The sequence below is a fragment of the Hanstruepera marina genome, assembly GCF_019880635.1.
Lineage (GTDB): Bacteria > Bacteroidota > Bacteroidia > Flavobacteriales > Flavobacteriaceae > Hanstruepera > Hanstruepera marina.
Window position 1 is genome coordinate 126,174 of the sequence record NZ_JAINVX010000004.1, and the last position, 16,654, is coordinate 142,827.

A 16,654-nucleotide genomic window follows, 5' to 3' on the forward strand; every position below is an offset into this window, starting at 1 on the left:
GAAAAATTACTATGGCAATTATAATAACAGACGAATGTATTAACTGTGGCGCATGTGAACCTGAATGTCCAAACACGGCTATTTATGAAGGTGCAGACGATTGGCGTTATAACGACGGTACAAGTTTGTCGGGAAAAGTGGTGCTTCCAGATGGAAAAGAAGTTGATGCTGACGAAGCCCAGGAGCCTATTAGTGATGAGATTTACTACATTGTTCCAGATAAGTGTACCGAGTGTAAAGGCTTCCACGAAGAACCACAATGTGCGGCTGTATGCCCTGTGGATTGCTGTGTACCAGACGACGACCATGTAGAAAGTGAAGAAACCTTATTGGGCAAACAACGTTTTATGCACCCAGAAGATTAATATATTTTTGTGACAACTATATTTAAAACCTCAAGTATTTGCTTGAGGTTTTTTGTTTAGAAGCTTTAATAAAATCTTTTTCCTAAATTAGACAACAAACTCATTATGAACAAATAAACCTATCCACATCCTTAACAGATAACCAACCAACCCATGATAAAATTCTTTAGGAGAATACGCCAGCAATTACTATCAGAAGGCAAAACAGGCAAATACTTAAAATACGCCATTGGCGAAATCATTCTGGTAGTCATCGGTATTCTAATAGCCTTACAAATAAACAACTGGAATGAAAAAGAAAAACTAAAAGTTGAAGAAGTCAAGTTTCTAAAAAACTTCAAGCAGAGCCTAATTGCTGATATGGATTTCAATAATTTTAGATTTGAAAAGTATGCGCTCACCAAAGAATCTATTTCTTTTTTGTTAAACCATATTGAACAAGATTTACCTTATCAAGATGCCTTGAAATATCATTTTGGAAGAATTACACAAACTTGGACACCTAAAATAAATACAGAAGTGTTTGAAGCATTAAAATCAAATGACTTAAACCTCATATCCAATGATGAATTGAGAGATAAATTAATCAGCTATTATTCTTGGTCAAGTAATGTGTTAGATGCACAAATTAATAAATATGTTCAAAGAATTGAAGATGCGAATTCAACTATCTTTAGTACACGATTTAATGCTTTATGGAACGGAGACTATAAAAAATATAAATTAACTGGAAATTTTGCCGATTTAAAACTGGAAATGACGCCTAACAACTTTGATGAGCTTAAAAGCGATTTGGAATTTATGTATTTTCTACGCAGCCTTAAGAACCAATTTTATTGGGACGTAGAAGTGAGTCAAAATGAGATTAATAAAAAAATAGACGATTTAATAAAGTCAATCGACAATGAATTGAATGTTAACCATAATTAACCCATGATAAAATTCTTCCGTAAAATCCGCCAGCAATTACTTTCCGAAGGTAAAACAGGCAAATACTTAAAATACGCCATTGGCGAAATCATTCTGGTGGTTATCGGTATTCTCATTGCGCTACAAATCAACAATTGGAATGAGACTAGACAAACTAGAAAAATTGAAAAAGAAATTCTGAATGTATTACTGGAAGATTTAAACTCTGCAAAAGCTTATTCATCTCAATACATTAAAAGTGAGCAAAGCTACCTCGATATTATTGAAACAATACTACATAACGATTCCATAAAAACAATTTTAAACAGTAATGATAGAACGATAGAATATTTCAACAAAGCGTTTTGGGACTTCGAAATAAAAATTCCTGTAATTAATACGTATTCAGATTTAAAAAATGCAGGAAAAATTGCCATTGTTCAAAACGATTCTATTCGAGATCGATTAAGCATTTTAGAGGCAAATATTTATAATTTAGATAAGCTAATCCAAGATAGGATGAATGTTCATCAAATAAGGATTGATGAAATATGCGTGGAAAATGTTAATTTTCTTCAACTTTTAAAATTTAAAATGCCTGATTATAATATTTCATTAGGTACCCAAAACGACTATATCGAAATTATGGCACAACCAAAAGTACGTAACTTAATGGGAATTAAAGCTGTTCTGACCAATGAAGCATTAGGATATAGAAAAAACCTTCACAACGAAATAGTATCTATTATTCAGTTGATAAAGACCGAACTAAATGAAAGTCAAAATTAAAAAGCATAACCAACTATTCCATGATAAAATTCTTTAGAAAGATTAGACAAAACTTACTGTCAGAGGGCAAAACAGGTAAGTACCTAAAATATGCCATTGGCGAAATCACCCTCGTAGTAATTGGTATTCTAATTGCCTTACAGATAAACAACTGGAACGAAAACCGAAAAAACAGGATAACAGAAGCAGACTATTACTGTAGAATTTTGGACGATTTTGAACTCAATGAAAAATTAATAGATGATACCGCGGAGCTCACAACCCGCAAAATAAAGCTTTGTAAAGAGCTGATTTTAGATTTAAACACCATTCCTAATGATAGAAGTGACATACTCAATAAATTTGTATTGGCCTTAAGACAGGACGTTTTTGTACCCAGTAATATTGCCTTTGAAGAAATAACATCCTCTGGCCAATTAAAGCTGTTAACAGATTTAGAACTTAAAAACAGACTGATTAGGCATAGTACCTTTTTAAATAATATTTTAAACCTGCTTCAAGAGAACAGGAATGAAATTATTAGCAGAATGGGAGATTTTGATTCAGTTACTAATTTTGGCTTTCAAGATTTAGATTATCTCAATAAAGCACTTGATAAAGAACATTTAGACCTATTGCCAAAAAACAACTGGAACAACGAGCCTGATAACCCTTTATTTTTAAAGTTTCAAGACAATCTGATTTTTTTTGTAGGTATGCTTGTTAGGCAAAAACAGCATTTAGCAAACTTAAAGGCCGAAATGCAAGAACCTCTAAAACTGTTAAAAGCCAAAAATTGTCAATAACGTAAGACCAGACCAACCAACCCATGATATTGCCGCAATGTAGTTTTGCCATGCAAAACCGAGCGTCTAGTAGACGTTCGATGGAGGCACCCGCGTTAGCGGATAACTTATACTTATTTAAAGATAGCCGCTTGCGGAAAGCTCAAAATTAAAATATGTGAAATATGATTAAGTTTTTTAGACACATACGATACAACCTTATGGAACAAAACAAAACAGGCAAATACCTAAAATATGCTATTGGTGAAATAATACTGGTGGTTATTGGTATTTTGATAGCGCTTCAAATCAATAATTGGAATGAAGATCAAAAAGCCAATCATAGACAGTCATTAGTTTTAAAGGAACTTGTCAATTCAATAAACAACGATTTAAGTGAATATGAAAAATATCTAGACCCAAGGCTTAAGAAAAAGAAAAGCGGTCTTGATAGCCTTCAGGCTTATATTCTTGGAAACAAAAAAATTGAAGATTCCCTTTTCTTTAAATTTTTCAACAAGATACAACAAGATGTTCATTTTCGTTATGGCAATGGTCCTTTTGAAGCGCTTAAATCAAGTGGTTTGGATTTAATTAGGAATGATGCCTTAAGGTCACAAATCAATAACACCTACACAGGAGATTTACCTAATGTGGTATTATTCGCCAATGAGTTATACTATGAAACCAAGCCTAAAATAGACGAGTTGTACTATAAATTTATCGGAATCAAACCTATTTATCTCGAAGATGGAACAAAAGCCCTTGCTGAAACCTTAATTGTCGATGATATCCTAAACAATCAAGATTTTCTTTTGGCTTTTCATTTAGAGAAAAACAAATACGAACAATATATATCTCGTTTAGAACAAATTAGATCTATTTTATTAGGCATAAAATCAGTAATAGAAAAAGAATTAAATAAATAACCAAAGCACAACCCATGATAAAATTCTTTAGACATATTCGCCAAAACTTGCTTTCAGAAAACAAAACAGGCAAGTACCTAAAATATGCCATTGGCGAAATCATCCTTGTAGTTATTGGTATTCTTATTGCACTTCAAATAAATAACTGGAATAATGACAGAAATGACAGAAAGTTGGAAAAGCAGTATTTGGCAGGCCTTCTTAATGACCTTCAATCGGACTCTATCGCGATTAATGATCTCATAATAATGTCTAATGAGCAAGTTCGAAGAAAAGAAAAATTGCACAACTATTTTGATGGACATCAGTTTTCAAATGATTCTATTGCTCACTTCTTTGCACCTCAATGGGGAATGCCTGTTGGATTCGTTCCAAATACTGTCACGCTTGATGAAATGAAGAGTTCCGGTGGGATTAGTTTGATTGGGAAACAAGACATTCGAAAGAATATTATTGAAATGTATAATACGTACCAAGAATTTATAAATGGTGACCAAGCATACTATGAACGAAACAGGTTCGAATTGAGAAAAATGGCATTTAAAATTCCTCACGTATTTGACAGCGCATCATTGAATAATGCAATTAAGCCAGATATAGTAGAAGCTTTAAAAAATGATGAATTAAGGAATGGTATTTTGGCTAATTATGCCATTGGGGTGAATAAAGAACTTATAACGTTGCAAGAGAAAAACCACGAATTATTAAAACTACTAACTACATATCTATCCCAACTTTAAAAAATAACAAAAGCACAATCACGTTGTGCTTCATTATAACCAACCGCTAACCAATGATTAAATTCTTTAGAAAAATTAGGCAAAATTTAATTTCAGAAGGAAAAACTGGAAAGTACTTTAAATATGCCATTGGTGAAATCCTTCTCGTTATGATAGGCATTCTATTGGCCTTACAGGTAAACAACTGGAATAATAGCAGAATTGAGGATAATCGTGAACAAACGATTTTAAGGAATTTACATTCCGATTTTCGTGAAAATATTACCGAATTGAATAGAATTTATGAAGGCACAGAGGAATCGTATAAATCATCTGTAAGACTTCTAGAAATTGTTAAAGATAGCATTCAATTAAAGCCCAAAGAGATAGAAGCTCTTCTTAATTCTATTATTAATGGTTTTTATTCCTTAGATCTAAATTCTGCCTCAGTGGATGAAATTATAAATACTGGTTCACTTAATATTATTAAAGATGTCGAGCTAAGGAAACATATTTCCAATTGGTCATTTATAGTAGCAGATTCGGAAGATGATATTGAAATTTTCTACGATTATATGTTCAATTTTTTTATTCCTTCGTTAACAGACAAAACAACTTTAAGAAATATAGGCATTCCAGATTTCTTAATGAAACGACTTGACATTCCACAAGTCTCTCCTTCTAATTTCAAATTAGATCAAAACACTACATTAAGGACAGTCGAATTTGAAAATGAACTTTACAATAATTCTTTGAACCTTGTTTATATTTTGGATAATTATAAAAAAATAGAGGAATACTTAAATGACACATTAAAACTCATTGAAAAAAATATTAAATGATCAAGTTCTTTAGAAAAATTAGACAAAATTTACTTTCAGAAGGTAAAACTGGAAAGTATCTAAAATATGCTATTGGAGAGATTATTCTTGTTGTCTTTGGAATTTTAATTGCACTTCAAATCAATAATTGGAACGAACAACGTAAAATTGAAAATAAAGGCAAAGATTATATTCAAGAAATATATAAAGAATTAAAAATTGAGAAATCAAATATTGATTTAATACTAAATAGTTTATCAAATCAGTATAATGGTACAGAACATGTATTGTCTTTTTTCGAATCTGAAAACAAGCAATTAAAAGACACTGTTCAATTCACAAAGAATTTTTGGTCAACAACAAGATTATTTATTGTAGATAGAGACTTAAATACATTTGATAAATTAAAAAGTTCAGGGGAAAGCATACTACTCAAAAACGACTCTTTATCAAACTTGTTAGACAGGTTCTATAAGAATTTTGATATTCGAATTTTGAATTTCAAAGAATTTCCAATACAAGTTAGAATGGATTTAAGAAGAAAATCGTTTCCTATTGGAAGTATGAAAGACTTTAAATATGAAAATGAAAGTTCTAAATTAACACATCCATATATTAAAGAATATTTAAATAATAGTGAGGTATATGAACTTCTGTTGTCTATTTTAAAGACCTGTCAATACAACACTCTTTTTTTCGAAGAACTATCGGAAGAGGCTTTACAGGTAATTAATTATATGGAAGAAAAATATCCTGATTTAAAGCTAAAATAACGAAAGCACAACAACTTGTATAATTAATTACTTCTGAATTTCCTCATCGGAAATTCCTCGGAATTAATTAACTTGTGTACTCATCGGAAAATCAGTATGATTTTCCGTAACACAATTATACACGAACACGTTGTGCTTCATTATGACCAACCACTGATAAAATGAAATTAATTTTGCATATCTTTAAAACAAACATTTAACATAATCACTAACTCAAAATTTTATTATTATGAAAAAAATACTTTTAATCTTTTTACTGTCAATTCTACAATTTTCGGTGTTAGCTCAAGAATCTGAAGTGATTCTTTTTAAGAATGTCAATATTTTTGATGGAACCACAAATAAATTAATAAAAAATCTAGATGTACTTGTTGAGGATAATTTAATTAAAGAAATTGGATCAAATTTGTCAAGTAGTACAGCAAAAATAATTGAATGTGAAGGAAAAACATTGATGCCTGGATTAATCGAAGGGCATTCACATTTAGCGCTATCGGGTGTTACTTTTGGTGATATTTTGTTTCAAGAAAATGAATACACAACAATACAATCTACACTAATAGCACGTGATATGCTTATGAATGGAGTCACAACAACACGTGACATGACTGGCCCTGTGTTTGGCTTGAAACGCGCTATTGATGAGGGCATCATTCCTGGTCCAAGAATTTACGCTTCTGGAGCTATGATTTCCCAAACAAGTGGTCATGGTGACTTTCGTTTTCCTGCTCAACAAAACCCTAATTTAGGAGGACCTATACCAATACCTGATATGAAAGGATTTGGTGTTCAGGCAGATGGAGTTCCAATGGTACTAGCAGCAGTAAGAGAGCAATTACGTTTGGGCGCTTCACAAGTTAAATTGGCTATTGGTGGCTCCGTAAGTGGCCCGAATGACCCTATAGATACTACACAATTTACATTGGCTGAAATTGAAGCAGCTACTGCTGCAGCAGCTAATTGGGGGACTTATGTTACTGTACATGGATATACTAGTCGTGCAGTGAATCAAGCCATAGATGCTGGTATAAAATGTGTAGAACATGGACAACTTTTGGACAAGGCAACCCTAGAAAGAATGGCCAAAGAAGGAATTTGGTTAAGTATACAACCATTTACTGAATGCCATGAAGATGGCCTCACGGAAGCGCAAAATGAAAAGCAAGCTGTTGTTTGTGAGGGAACTGGAAAAGTATATCAGTGGATCAAAGAAATACCTAATTTAAAAGTAGTACATGGAACAGATATTTTTATTAGCCCTGGTCCAGGAATAGGTGTAAGCGAACAAGTTGAGCAAATGGAACGGCTCTTGGATTGGTTTAGTCCATATGAAATCCTTAAAATGTCTACAGGAAATTTTACAGACCTTTTAAATTTGTCTGGTCCTCGTAATCCTTATCCTGGGGATTTAGGTGTTATTAAAGAAGGTGCTTTAGCCGATATTTTAATTGTTGAAGGCAATCCGCTGGATGACATTAAAGCAGTTACCAATAGGGATAATATAAAAATAATCATGAAAGACGGTAAAATTTATAAAAACACATTAAAATGAATCATGTAAAAGAAGTACTCAAAAAGAGAGGACGATTGCAAGAGGGTGCTGTTGCAGATATAACGATATTTAATCCCGAATCAGTTACAGATAATGCAATTGCCAAAATTGGAGAAAACTCTTTACCGTCAACAGGAATCCCTTATGTTATAGTAAATGAAAAAGTTGTAGTTGACGATTCTAAAATTCAACGAATTCCTGCTGGAGTAGCCATCAGAAACACTTCAACTGATTAATAAATTATGATATCAAAAAAATATAAAATGGACAGGTTTTTAAAACAAGGAGCTTTTCTTTTATTGCTATTAGGAGCTTCATCGGTTATTGCGCAAGAAAACATCAAGTCTACCGATACTATTGCTTCAGGCATACAAGGCTCTATCAATCCTTTAACTGACAATACAGCAGTCTTAACAGGAATAGAATTACTTGATGAGAGTTTTCCTAATTCAATACCATTATTTGGATCTGACGTACGTATGAAAATTGGCGGCTATGTAAAGGCCGATTTCATACATGACCTTGATTATGTGGGTGATCGCTATGAATTTGAGTTAGGAAGTATTGCCGTTGAAGGCAGTCCAGAACGTGAACTTGGTGGAATAACAACCTTTCACGTAAAGCAAACAAGGTTAAATTTTGATTTCCGATCAAAGGCAAAATGGAAAAATGGCAAGGAATTTCCTATGCAAGTGTTTCTTGAAATGGACTGGTTCTTTGATTCAGATGACTTAAAACTAGTTCCAAGAATGCGCCATGCCTATGGTGTGATTGGACGATTATTGATTGGTCGAACTTGGACCAATTCTGGAGACTTGGCTACTTTGCCTGGAACAATCGATTTTTCTGGTGGCGATGCTCTCTATGGAGGAAGAGTATCACAGATACGTTGGCAAGATTCTTTTGGAAAGAACTTTACCTATGCTATTGCCTTGGAAGAAGCTGGCGGACAAATAGACAACCCAAATGCATTAGACGGAGCTTTTAGAGCTCAATATCCTAATCTTGCAGGTAATGTTAAATACAAAACAGAAAATGGATCTTCCTTCCAACTTGGTTTTGATCTTTTTACTTTGAATTGGAAAGGATCAACAACCACACCAAATGTTACTGAAACTGGCTATGCAATTACAGGCACTGGGCGATTTGCATTTAAACTTTCACATTATAAGGATGCATTTATGTATGGAGCTGGATATGGAAAAGGTCAAGCTCATAGAATTATAGCATTGTCTTGGGATGGTAAAGCATCAGGAGTTATTACTGAGAACGGTTTAGATCTTTCACCATCATGGTTTGCTTATGCAGGTTTCAATCATTATTGGAGTAAAAGTTTGAATTCTACAGTGTCTACAGCTTGGGCTGGCACAGAATTATCTGAAGACCAACTTGATAATACAATTCAAAAAGCTGGTTCTGTTCATGCTAATCTTATTTGGTTTCCATATCCAAGAATTTCAACAGGAATAGAATACATGTGGGGAGTTCGGGAGAATAAAAATGGCATTGAAGGCACTGCCAATAGAATACAATTTATGGCAAAGTATAAATTTAATTAAAGTTTTTTTAATTAAAATAAATAAAGGGATTGTAATTAATTATGACTACAGAAAAAATCCTAAAAAAGAACTACACAAATAAAAAAATCAAAAATACTAGAAGGATAAATATGTTATTTATTGCTTTGATGTCAATAATTGTACTTTATGATTCATTTATTTATGCCCTACCTTTTTATTACATAGTCTTTTTTTTCTTTGGGGTGTTCATTGGTCATTTTGTTTCTTATACAGAAACAATACTAGTTTTGGAAAATGAGAATATAATGACTCTAAAAGTGAATAGGTTAGGTATTGTCATTAAAGTTCTTTTATTAATATTAAGATTTTATATTGGAAAAATAATTTTGCTTAAATTATCTGTAGTTTGGATTACAGATGCTCTGTATTTGTTTTTTATAGGTATTTATTTCTCTAAACTCAAAGGTCTTAGCAAACAAATTAATGAACAATTTTTCAAATTTTTGTATAAGAATTAGAAAATAAAAATAACGAAAGCACAACAATGGCTATAAGTAATTGCTTGAGATTGGTAAGTGCCAATCGGAATATTCTCCGAATATTCCTCACTCTGTGTCTTTTTGCTAACTTTAGTACTTTAAGCAACTACCCATAGCCTAACCGTTGTAGGTAATTGAAACGAGCTATACCAATAAATTAATAGTTGCCTAACTTATTGCGCCTTATGCAAAAAATGCTTCCACTTATTAATTTATAGTAAGCAACAAACAGCATATAATCCACATAAGTCTTTTTTGATGACATAAGAATTAAAGTTAACTTCGAAAAAACAATCATTACTATGAGTTTAATATTTCTGACATACGGAATTTCATTTTTCATGCTTTTTAAGAAAGATAAAAAAAAGGCGTATTTCTTCTTCATCGTATCTATAAGTGCTAGTTTATGCATGTTTTTTTACCACTCAAATTCTTCACTTAATTTAAACTTTTAAGTCTATGAAACTCTTGAAATATTTGAATAGTGCATGTATCCTTGTTGTATGTAGTATTTTAATCGGAGCATTTTATTTTCAATTTGGACTCAATGAAGCCCCTTGTCCATTATGTCTTTTGCAACGCATGGCTATGATAGGTGTAATTTTCGGGCTTTCATTAAATATTTTCTTTGGGTTTGACGCAAAACATTTTGGCGTGGTAATTATTTCAGCTATTGTGGGTGCAATATTTTCAGGAAGGCAGGTATTATTACATATTAACACAATAGATGGCGATATTGGCTATGGGACACCTTTTTTTGGAATGCATTTATATACTTGGGGTGTACTTATTTTTATAACGAGTATTTTAGGTTCTGCCTTATTTCTATTTTTTAATGATAGGTTTAAAACAGGAGCTTCACATATGATTCTAAATTTTGAAAAATATGTGGTATTTCTGGCTACTTTACTTGTTTTGGTAAATGTGATTGCTACATTTTTCGAATGTCAATTAGGTCCTTGTTGTGATAACGGGCCATGCAAATAATTTTTTTATTAATATTAATGCGTAAGAGCATTAATTAGTAGATATAAATTGCTGTTTTCTAAAAAGTTGTAAGACCACAACTATATTTTTTGAAAAAACTAAATTTATGTACCAATTGTTTTAGGTAATTATGACCCATCCTTATTACAGGCTGCATGAAACAACAATTAAAATTTTTATTATATTTTTGGCTAATTATAATTCTGTAAGAATTAATCAAAGTAATTTAAAAAAATCATGATAAAATTATATCTAGCGATAATCCTAGTTTGTATAACATGTAATATTAACTCACAGTCCAAATTAAGTAAAGAGAATTCAGAAAAGTGGGAGTTGAATTTAACACCATATATTTGGACAGTTGGTATGAAAGGTGACATTATAGTTAATAACATAGATGCACCATTGAATTTGCCGTTTTCTGATGCTGTAGAGAATTTTACAATTGGAGGTATGTTCCATGCAGAAGCTAAAAAAGGTAAGTGGTCAGTTATGACAGATATATTTTATGCAAAATTAAATCAAAATGAATTCCCTATCCAAGAGTTAGAATCTCTTAATACAGAAATAACTGTAACACAAACAATGATTGAATTAGGCGGTGGATATACTTTTGCAGAACTCAAAACACTAAAATTTGATGTTCTTTTTGGTGCCAGATATTTTGATCTCGATATGGAAATCAGTGCCGATAATATTTCATCAATTGCAATTGATGAAAATTTTATTGATCCATTTATAGGATTGCGCATTATGAATTATTGGAACAAATTCTTTATTCAAGGTCGGATCGACGTAGGAGGCTTTGGAGTTGGGTCTGAAGTTAGTTACAAATTCAATGGTATGCTTGGATATCAATTCACAAAATTATTCCAACTAAGTTTAGGCTATCAAGTTTACAATCCGAGATATGAAAATAAGAGTCAAGACTTAATTTATGATTTAGCATCTCAAGGATTTATTTTAGGAGGTAATTTTAGATTATAACTAAATTAAAAACTATCAATTAAGCTCAAATTATTTAAAAATTAACAAATGAAAAACTCAAATACTTTATCCCTAATAATTATTTTCATTCTCACGATAAATATGCCAGTACTTGCTTGTACTGGAATTACATTATGCTCTCAAGATGGAGGTATCGTTGTTGGTAGAACAGTAGAATGGGCTTTAAGCAACGCACATCTTAATGATATTTTAGTAGTCCCAAGAAATAAAAAATTCAGAGGTTTACCGCAAGAAAGTCTTCAATGTAAAGAATGGACAGGTAAATATGGGTTTATAACAATGACTGCTTATGGCCAAGATTTTGGACCAGATGGATTAAATGAGAATGGTCTCTATGTTGGTGTATATTATTTGCCTAATTATACAGACTATGCCGAATATTCTGTTGAAGATGCTAAAAAATCCCTAAGTTTAGGAGGATTGATGCAATGGGTACTGTCTTCCTTTAAAAATGTTGATGAGGTAATGGAAAATCTTGACGACATTAAAGTGGTTCAGTTTGATAGCAAAGAATATGGAGGAGCGCCAATGCCATTTCATATGAAAATAGCGGATGATAGCGGAAATAGTAAAATAATTGAAATCGTCAATAATGGAGAAATCAAAGTATATGATCCCTTTTTAGGTGTTATTACTAATGCTCCTACTTACGATTGGCATATAACAAACTTAAGTAATTACCTTAATCTTTCAACCTCACCTAACCAAGCAAAAACTTTAGATAATTTTAAAATACAAAATTTTGGAGGAGGATCTGGTTTAATTGGATTACCTGGTGACTACACATCACCTTCTAGATTCGTTAAAGCGGTAGCATTAACGGCTACCTGTAGACCTTTAAAAACAAGTACTGATGCCGTTTTTGAATCGTTTAGAATATTGGATAATTTTAATATTCCAATTGGAGTTCATGTGCCTGCTGAAAAAATCCCTGAGAATATGGAGAGTGTAACCCAAATCACAAGTTCTTCTGATTTAAAAAACAGAATATATTATTTTCACACAATGGGAAACAGAAATATTCGGAAGATTGAATTAAATAAAATTGATTTCGCAACAGTTAAAGAATCATTAATTAAAGATAACTTTGGTAATAATCAAGAAATAATAGACGTAACACCAATCAATAAAAAATAACTACCTACAGCAATGGCTATAAATAATTGCTTGTTCTCGCTTACTTCTGAAAATCCTCGGGGATTTTCAGTTTGGTGTGTACTTGCAAAGTTAAGTGCTATCCCACGCAACTACTCATAGCCCAACCGTTGTGGGCAATTTAAACCAACTGTCAGAAGCTAAATACTGAATGAACAAAATTTTATTAATACTACCCTTTTTTCTACTGACTATTTTAGGCTGTAAAGCACAGGATAAAGAACCATCTGATTTCATTCCAAAAGGGTATGCTGAATTTGAAAAATATTTTGGAGACCTAAATAAAGATGGATTGGAGGATTGTGTTCTTATAATCAAAAATACTGATACAACTAACATTGTCACAAATCGATTTGAAAAAGAAGTTGACAGAAATAGACGTGGAATTGTTGTCTTATTCAAAAATGAGAAAGGTTATGAACTTGCCGATAAAAACTACAATTGCTTTTCGTCAGAAAATGAAGATGGTGGAGTTTATTTTCCACCAGAATTATGGATTAAAATTGAAAACGAAAAACTTTATATCCATTACGGACACGGCAGGTATGGATATTGGGAATTTACCTTCCGATATCAAAACTCGAATTTTGAATTAATTGGATATGATTCAAGTAGCAATCGTGGACCAATCACAATGACAGAAACAAGTATCAACTTCTTGATAAAAAGAAAATTAGTCAAAGAGAATACAAATGAAAATGCAGAAGGTGGAGATGAAATATTTAAGGAAACTTGGAATAAAATTAAAATAGAAAATCTAATCAAACTGTCTGAAATAAAAGACTTTGATGAATTAGATATGTATAATTATTAAAAAAAACTGCCCACAACAACGGCTATAGTTCATTACGGCTGAAATTCCTAATCGGAATTTCGAGCCTTTTTGCTAAATTTATGGTTACGGCGGAATGATACTCGCGTACCATTCCGTAACGAAACCATAGCCAAGACCGTTAGAGCACATTCAGCTGAAGCTGACTTGTGTTGCTACGTTCTACGAACTCCCACACCACAAGTAAATGTGCTCTAATGACCTGCTAAACCAAATTGCCCTCTAACAATCAGCCTAATACAGCTCCAGCTGACGGACTCAAGTCCTTAACGTGCCATAACAATAGCTAAAAGCAATTTGGATCGTCTTCTCTAACTCCCAATACAAATAAGTGACTTACACTATCAACTTCGTTGATCGGTAAGACGAATAATGGCTATCGTGCTACCGCACGATTTAACGCTTCATTATTATTCACTTTTTGTATCTTCGTTTTCAAAGTCGAACTGCGTTTAGCAGGTCATTGTAGGTAATTAAAGCAAAAACATGAAAAAATCAATATTCTCTTTAATAGTCATTCTTTTATTATTTGGTTGTGAAAATAAATCAACAATTGAAGGATTATGGATTATTAAATCGGTAAAGGTGGGAAAGGAAGAAATGACCCCAAATGCAAGATGGACTCGTTTTAATTCCGATTTAACACAAGAATCAGGCAATGGAAGATTTCAACATTCATACGGGACTTGGAATTTGGATAAAAAATCAAATGAGTTATCAATAATAAACGCAAACGGATTAGAGGATTTAAATGATCCCTTTGTGATATCGATTAATGAAAATGAAATGATTTGGGAGAGAACTGAAGAAGGACAAAACATCAAAGTCACTTTAGAACGTTCATCTAAACTTCCAGAAACATATGGTGATAAAATACTTGGGCTTTGGAAATTAGAAAAAGTAGTAAGTAATGGCAATTATTTTGAGGAATCGGATAAAAAAGAAATTAACGGTTATATATTTTTTAGATGGGACAGACGATTTGTTATAGAGTCTGAAAAAGGAAGAGTAAATGGGGTTTATAATGTTCATGGACATAAACCTGAAGTTGAATTAATTCCATATGGGGACCAAGTCAAAAGAGATTTTTGGAAGATTCAATTTGAGGAGAACCTGATAACTTTAAGGCTCTTGAATTCTGACACGACAGTAATAAGACAGTTTAGAAGAATTAATAAGTTTCCTAACTAAAAAAACTACCTACAACAATGGCTATAAGTAATTGCTTGTTCTCGCCTACTTTGGAAATTCCTGCGGAATTTCCAACTTGGTGTGTACTTGCAAAGTTAAGTGCTAAACCACGCAACGAAATCATAGCCGAGACCGTTATGTACAAGTCAAACAAAACAACATAGAAACATTAAGTAATGAACAAACCTTATTACCTTACTCTTCTCATCTCTCTTTTATTTATTTCAATTTTCACTTTTCCAATTTCAGCTCAAAATAATAATGGAAAAGAACTTATTGCTGGGGAAAAAATTGACAAGACTATTTCTGCACTAGACGAACATACTTATACTGTTGAATTAGAAAACGGAATGGCAATAGTTGGAGAAGTTCTTCAAAAAGGAATAGACCTTGTAATTGATGTCTATAGACCAAATGGCGAACTTCTAAAACAAATTGATAGTCCAAACGGAACAAATGGAGTTGAACCTATTGATATTACTTCAGTTGAATCGGGAGAATATAAATTGATAGTTCATACTCTAGATAAAAACGTAAAAAAAGGAACGTACACTTTGACTACTAAAAAAATCTTAAGTTTATCAGACAACACCAAGCGTATTACAAAAAAAGAGCTGCCAACAAAGACATTATACAACTTATGGGAATCTTCGCTAACTGATAAAAATGCCATAGACACCTTCATTGCCAAGCAAACAGACAAACATATTATAGAACCAATTGAAGGGAATGACACAGATATGTTGGTTACATACTTTTGCATACCTAATGATAATACTGAGTATGTAATGTTAAGTGGCGGTCCTGATTTTTTGGGATTAAGATTTCAGCGATTACCAAACTCAAAACTTCATTTTGTAACGCAGAGAGTTCCTAAAGACGCTCGATTCAATTACGGGTTCAATTATTTCAATCTAGATAAAGCTGGGCCCCATAATGAAATTGAATCAAGGAATATAGAGCACGCTTATGATGGAACAGTTGAGATGCCAAATGCACCCAAGCAAATTTACATTGGTGAAAGAGAAAATGTAGCTAAAGGAAAAGTACTACCAACTTCAATTAAAAGTAAAATTTTAAATGAAGAAAGAAAAATCACAATACATACACCAGCTAATTATAATCCAAAACAAGCACATAATTTAGTAATAATATTTGATGGAGAATCATATGGTGCAAGGTTAAATCGAAGGTCGAGAATTCCAACACCTACAATTATGGATAATCTTATAGTAGACAACAAAATAGAACCTACTGTGACGGTTTTAGTTTGGAATCTTGGAAAGCGAGGTCAAGATTTAATTAGTAAAAATTTTGGAGATTTTATTGCAACCGAACTTATTCCTTGGGTTCGTTCAAAATACAACATTCATACTACATCAGATAAGATAATATTAGCAGGTTCAAGTCGAGGTGGTTTTGCTGCTAGTTTCATTGCCCTTAATCATTCAGATATTATAGGAAATGTTCTTTCGCAATCTGGTTCCTATTGGATTAAAGGCTCGAATAATGAAAATCACTGGATTTATCCTGAAGATAATGGTAAACTTATAAATGCATATATGAATAGTGAACGTCTACCCATAAAATTTTATATGGACGTAGGACTTTATGATGCAGGAGCTTCTATGCTTGGAATGAATAGACAGTTTCGAGATATTCTTAAAGTAAAAGGTTATGATGTGGATTATCAAGAATTTAAAGGAGGACACAACTATGTGAATTGGCGTGGAACTCTTTCTGACGGATTGATATCTTTAATTGGAATAAAAGAAAAATAAAAACTAATAAAGACCTGTAC

General features: G+C 32.3%; 20 protein-coding genes. 19 read left to right on the forward strand and 1 reads right to left on the reverse strand.

What is annotated here, in order from left to right:
• Nucleotides 1-11 precede the first annotated feature (11 nt).
• The 18 genes from K7G76_RS11390 to K7G76_RS11475 all read left to right on the forward strand — a co-directional run bounded on the left by K7G76_RS11390 (nt 12) and on the right by K7G76_RS11475 (nt 14,853).
• A complete protein-coding gene (locus K7G76_RS11390) occupies nt 12-365 on the forward strand; it encodes a 4Fe-4S dicluster domain-containing protein (RefSeq protein ID WP_223034348.1) in 354 nt (117 codons plus the stop codon).
• A gap of 153 nt (nt 366-518) precedes the next feature.
• Nucleotides 519-1,295 (forward strand): DUF6090 family protein, encoded by a 777-nt coding sequence (locus tag K7G76_RS11395; protein WP_223034349.1) that lies wholly within the window; start codon nt 519-521, stop codon nt 1,293-1,295.
• Nucleotides 1,296-1,298: 3 nt separating this feature from the next.
• Nucleotides 1,299-2,063, forward strand: a complete 765-nt coding sequence (locus K7G76_RS11400) for a DUF6090 family protein (protein ID WP_223034350.1) — start codon at nt 1,299-1,301, stop codon at nt 2,061-2,063.
• A gap of 20 nt (nt 2,064-2,083) precedes the next feature.
• Complete coding sequence (locus K7G76_RS11405; RefSeq protein WP_223034351.1) at nt 2,084-2,848, forward strand: DUF6090 family protein; 765 nt, start codon at nt 2,084-2,086, stop codon at nt 2,846-2,848.
• A gap of 164 nt (nt 2,849-3,012) precedes the next feature.
• A complete protein-coding gene (locus K7G76_RS11410) occupies nt 3,013-3,756 on the forward strand; it encodes a DUF6090 family protein (RefSeq protein ID WP_223034352.1) in 744 nt (247 codons plus the stop codon).
• Between the two features lie 14 nt (nt 3,757-3,770).
• Entirely contained in the window at nt 3,771-4,496 is a 726-nt protein-coding gene (locus K7G76_RS11415; RefSeq protein WP_223034353.1) for a DUF6090 family protein, read from the forward strand.
• 53 nt (nt 4,497-4,549) lie between these two features.
• Entirely contained in the window at nt 4,550-5,317 is a 768-nt protein-coding gene (locus tag K7G76_RS11420) for a DUF6090 family protein (RefSeq protein ID WP_223034354.1), read from the forward strand.
• A complete protein-coding gene (locus tag K7G76_RS11425; protein ID WP_223034355.1) occupies nt 5,314-6,069 on the forward strand; it encodes a DUF6090 family protein in 756 nt (251 codons plus the stop codon). The genes K7G76_RS11420 and K7G76_RS11425 overlap by 4 nt, the downstream gene beginning before the upstream one ends.
• 229 nt (nt 6,070-6,298) lie before the next feature.
• Nucleotides 6,299-7,621, forward strand: a complete 1,323-nt coding sequence (locus K7G76_RS11430) for a metal-dependent hydrolase family protein (RefSeq protein WP_223034356.1) — start codon at nt 6,299-6,301, stop codon at nt 7,619-7,621.
• Nucleotides 7,618-7,857 carry a hypothetical protein gene (locus K7G76_RS11435; protein ID WP_223034357.1) on the forward strand — a complete coding sequence of 80 codons (240 nt, stop codon included), beginning with the start codon at nt 7,618-7,620 and terminating at the stop codon, nt 7,855-7,857. The genes K7G76_RS11430 and K7G76_RS11435 overlap by 4 nt, the downstream gene beginning before the upstream one ends.
• A 6-nt stretch (nt 7,858-7,863) precedes the next feature.
• Entirely contained in the window at nt 7,864-9,180 is a 1,317-nt protein-coding gene (locus K7G76_RS11440; RefSeq protein WP_223034358.1) for a DcaP family trimeric outer membrane transporter, read from the forward strand.
• A 41-nt stretch (nt 9,181-9,221) separates the two neighbouring features.
• Nucleotides 9,222-9,659: a hypothetical protein gene (locus tag K7G76_RS11445; RefSeq protein ID WP_223034359.1), complete on the forward strand. Its 438-nt coding sequence runs from the start codon at nt 9,222-9,224 to the stop codon at nt 9,657-9,659.
• Nucleotides 9,660-9,982: 323 nt separating this feature from the next.
• Nucleotides 9,983-10,135, forward strand: coding sequence for a DUF5993 family protein (locus tag K7G76_RS15505; protein ID WP_223034360.1), 153 nt, complete (start codon nt 9,983-9,985; stop codon nt 10,133-10,135).
• Nucleotides 10,136-10,139: 4 nt separating this feature from the next.
• The gene (locus tag K7G76_RS11455) at nt 10,140-10,667 is read left to right on the forward strand and encodes a disulfide bond formation protein B (protein ID WP_223034361.1); all 528 of its coding nucleotides are present in this window, start codon (nt 10,140-10,142) and stop codon (nt 10,665-10,667) included.
• A 237-nt stretch (nt 10,668-10,904) separates the two neighbouring features.
• On the forward strand, nt 10,905-11,654 hold the full coding sequence (locus K7G76_RS11460) for a hypothetical protein (RefSeq protein ID WP_223034362.1): 750 nt from the start codon (nt 10,905-10,907) through the stop codon (nt 11,652-11,654).
• 102 nt (nt 11,655-11,756) lie between these two features.
• Complete coding sequence (locus K7G76_RS11465) at nt 11,757-12,812, forward strand: linear amide C-N hydrolase (protein ID WP_255573004.1); 1,056 nt, start codon at nt 11,757-11,759, stop codon at nt 12,810-12,812.
• A gap of 169 nt (nt 12,813-12,981) precedes the next feature.
• Nucleotides 12,982-13,644, forward strand: a complete 663-nt coding sequence (locus tag K7G76_RS11470) for a hypothetical protein (RefSeq protein ID WP_223034364.1) — start codon at nt 12,982-12,984, stop codon at nt 13,642-13,644.
• Nucleotides 13,645-14,148: 504 nt separating this feature from the next.
• On the forward strand, nt 14,149-14,853 hold the full coding sequence (locus K7G76_RS11475) for a hypothetical protein (protein ID WP_223034365.1): 705 nt from the start codon (nt 14,149-14,151) through the stop codon (nt 14,851-14,853).
• Here K7G76_RS11475 and K7G76_RS15430 read toward each other — a convergent pair.
• Nucleotides 14,846-14,977, reverse strand: coding sequence for a hypothetical protein (locus K7G76_RS15430; RefSeq protein WP_255573005.1), 132 nt, complete (start codon nt 14,975-14,977; stop codon nt 14,846-14,848). The genes K7G76_RS11475 and K7G76_RS15430 overlap by 8 nt on opposite strands.
• Nucleotides 14,978-15,029: 52 nt before the next feature.
• Here K7G76_RS15430 and K7G76_RS11480 point away from each other — a divergent pair, with 52 nt between their 5' ends.
• Nucleotides 15,030-16,634: an alpha/beta hydrolase gene (locus tag K7G76_RS11480; RefSeq protein ID WP_223034366.1), complete on the forward strand. Its 1,605-nt coding sequence runs from the start codon at nt 15,030-15,032 to the stop codon at nt 16,632-16,634.
• Nucleotides 16,635-16,654 lie beyond the last annotated feature (20 nt).

What these genes read in the sequence shown, in the direction of transcription:
- K7G76_RS11390 (WP_223034348.1), top strand. Translation starts at nt 12, where the DNA reads ATGGCAATTATAATAACAGACGAATGTATTAACTGTGGCGCATGTGAA.
- K7G76_RS11395 (WP_223034349.1), top strand. Translation starts at nt 519, where the DNA reads ATGATAAAATTCTTTAGGAGAATACGCCAGCAATTACTATCAGAAGGC.
- K7G76_RS11400 (WP_223034350.1), top strand. Translation starts at nt 1,299, where the DNA reads ATGATAAAATTCTTCCGTAAAATCCGCCAGCAATTACTTTCCGAAGGT.
- K7G76_RS11405 (WP_223034351.1), top strand. Translation starts at nt 2,084, where the DNA reads ATGATAAAATTCTTTAGAAAGATTAGACAAAACTTACTGTCAGAGGGC.
- K7G76_RS11410 (WP_223034352.1), top strand. Translation starts at nt 3,013, where the DNA reads ATGATTAAGTTTTTTAGACACATACGATACAACCTTATGGAACAAAAC.
- K7G76_RS11415 (WP_223034353.1), top strand. Translation starts at nt 3,771, where the DNA reads ATGATAAAATTCTTTAGACATATTCGCCAAAACTTGCTTTCAGAAAAC.
- K7G76_RS11420 (WP_223034354.1), top strand. Translation starts at nt 4,550, where the DNA reads ATGATTAAATTCTTTAGAAAAATTAGGCAAAATTTAATTTCAGAAGGA.
- K7G76_RS11425 (WP_223034355.1), top strand. Translation starts at nt 5,314, where the DNA reads ATGATCAAGTTCTTTAGAAAAATTAGACAAAATTTACTTTCAGAAGGT.
- K7G76_RS11430 (WP_223034356.1), top strand. Translation starts at nt 6,299, where the DNA reads ATGAAAAAAATACTTTTAATCTTTTTACTGTCAATTCTACAATTTTCG.
- K7G76_RS11435 (WP_223034357.1), top strand. Translation starts at nt 7,618, where the DNA reads ATGAATCATGTAAAAGAAGTACTCAAAAAGAGAGGACGATTGCAAGAG.
- K7G76_RS11440 (WP_223034358.1), top strand. Translation starts at nt 7,864, where the DNA reads ATGATATCAAAAAAATATAAAATGGACAGGTTTTTAAAACAAGGAGCT.
- K7G76_RS11445 (WP_223034359.1), top strand. Translation starts at nt 9,222, where the DNA reads ATGACTACAGAAAAAATCCTAAAAAAGAACTACACAAATAAAAAAATC.
- K7G76_RS15505 (WP_223034360.1), top strand. Translation starts at nt 9,983, where the DNA reads ATGAGTTTAATATTTCTGACATACGGAATTTCATTTTTCATGCTTTTT.
- K7G76_RS11455 (WP_223034361.1), top strand. Translation starts at nt 10,140, where the DNA reads ATGAAACTCTTGAAATATTTGAATAGTGCATGTATCCTTGTTGTATGT.
- K7G76_RS11460 (WP_223034362.1), top strand. Translation starts at nt 10,905, where the DNA reads ATGATAAAATTATATCTAGCGATAATCCTAGTTTGTATAACATGTAAT.
- K7G76_RS11465 (WP_255573004.1), top strand. Translation starts at nt 11,757, where the DNA reads ATGCCAGTACTTGCTTGTACTGGAATTACATTATGCTCTCAAGATGGA.
- K7G76_RS11470 (WP_223034364.1), top strand. Translation starts at nt 12,982, where the DNA reads ATGAACAAAATTTTATTAATACTACCCTTTTTTCTACTGACTATTTTA.
- K7G76_RS11475 (WP_223034365.1), top strand. Translation starts at nt 14,149, where the DNA reads ATGAAAAAATCAATATTCTCTTTAATAGTCATTCTTTTATTATTTGGT.
- K7G76_RS15430 (WP_255573005.1), bottom strand. Translation starts at nt 14,977, where the DNA reads ATGATTTCGTTGCGTGGTTTAGCACTTAACTTTGCAAGTACACACCAA.
- K7G76_RS11480 (WP_223034366.1), top strand. Translation starts at nt 15,030, where the DNA reads ATGAACAAACCTTATTACCTTACTCTTCTCATCTCTCTTTTATTTATT.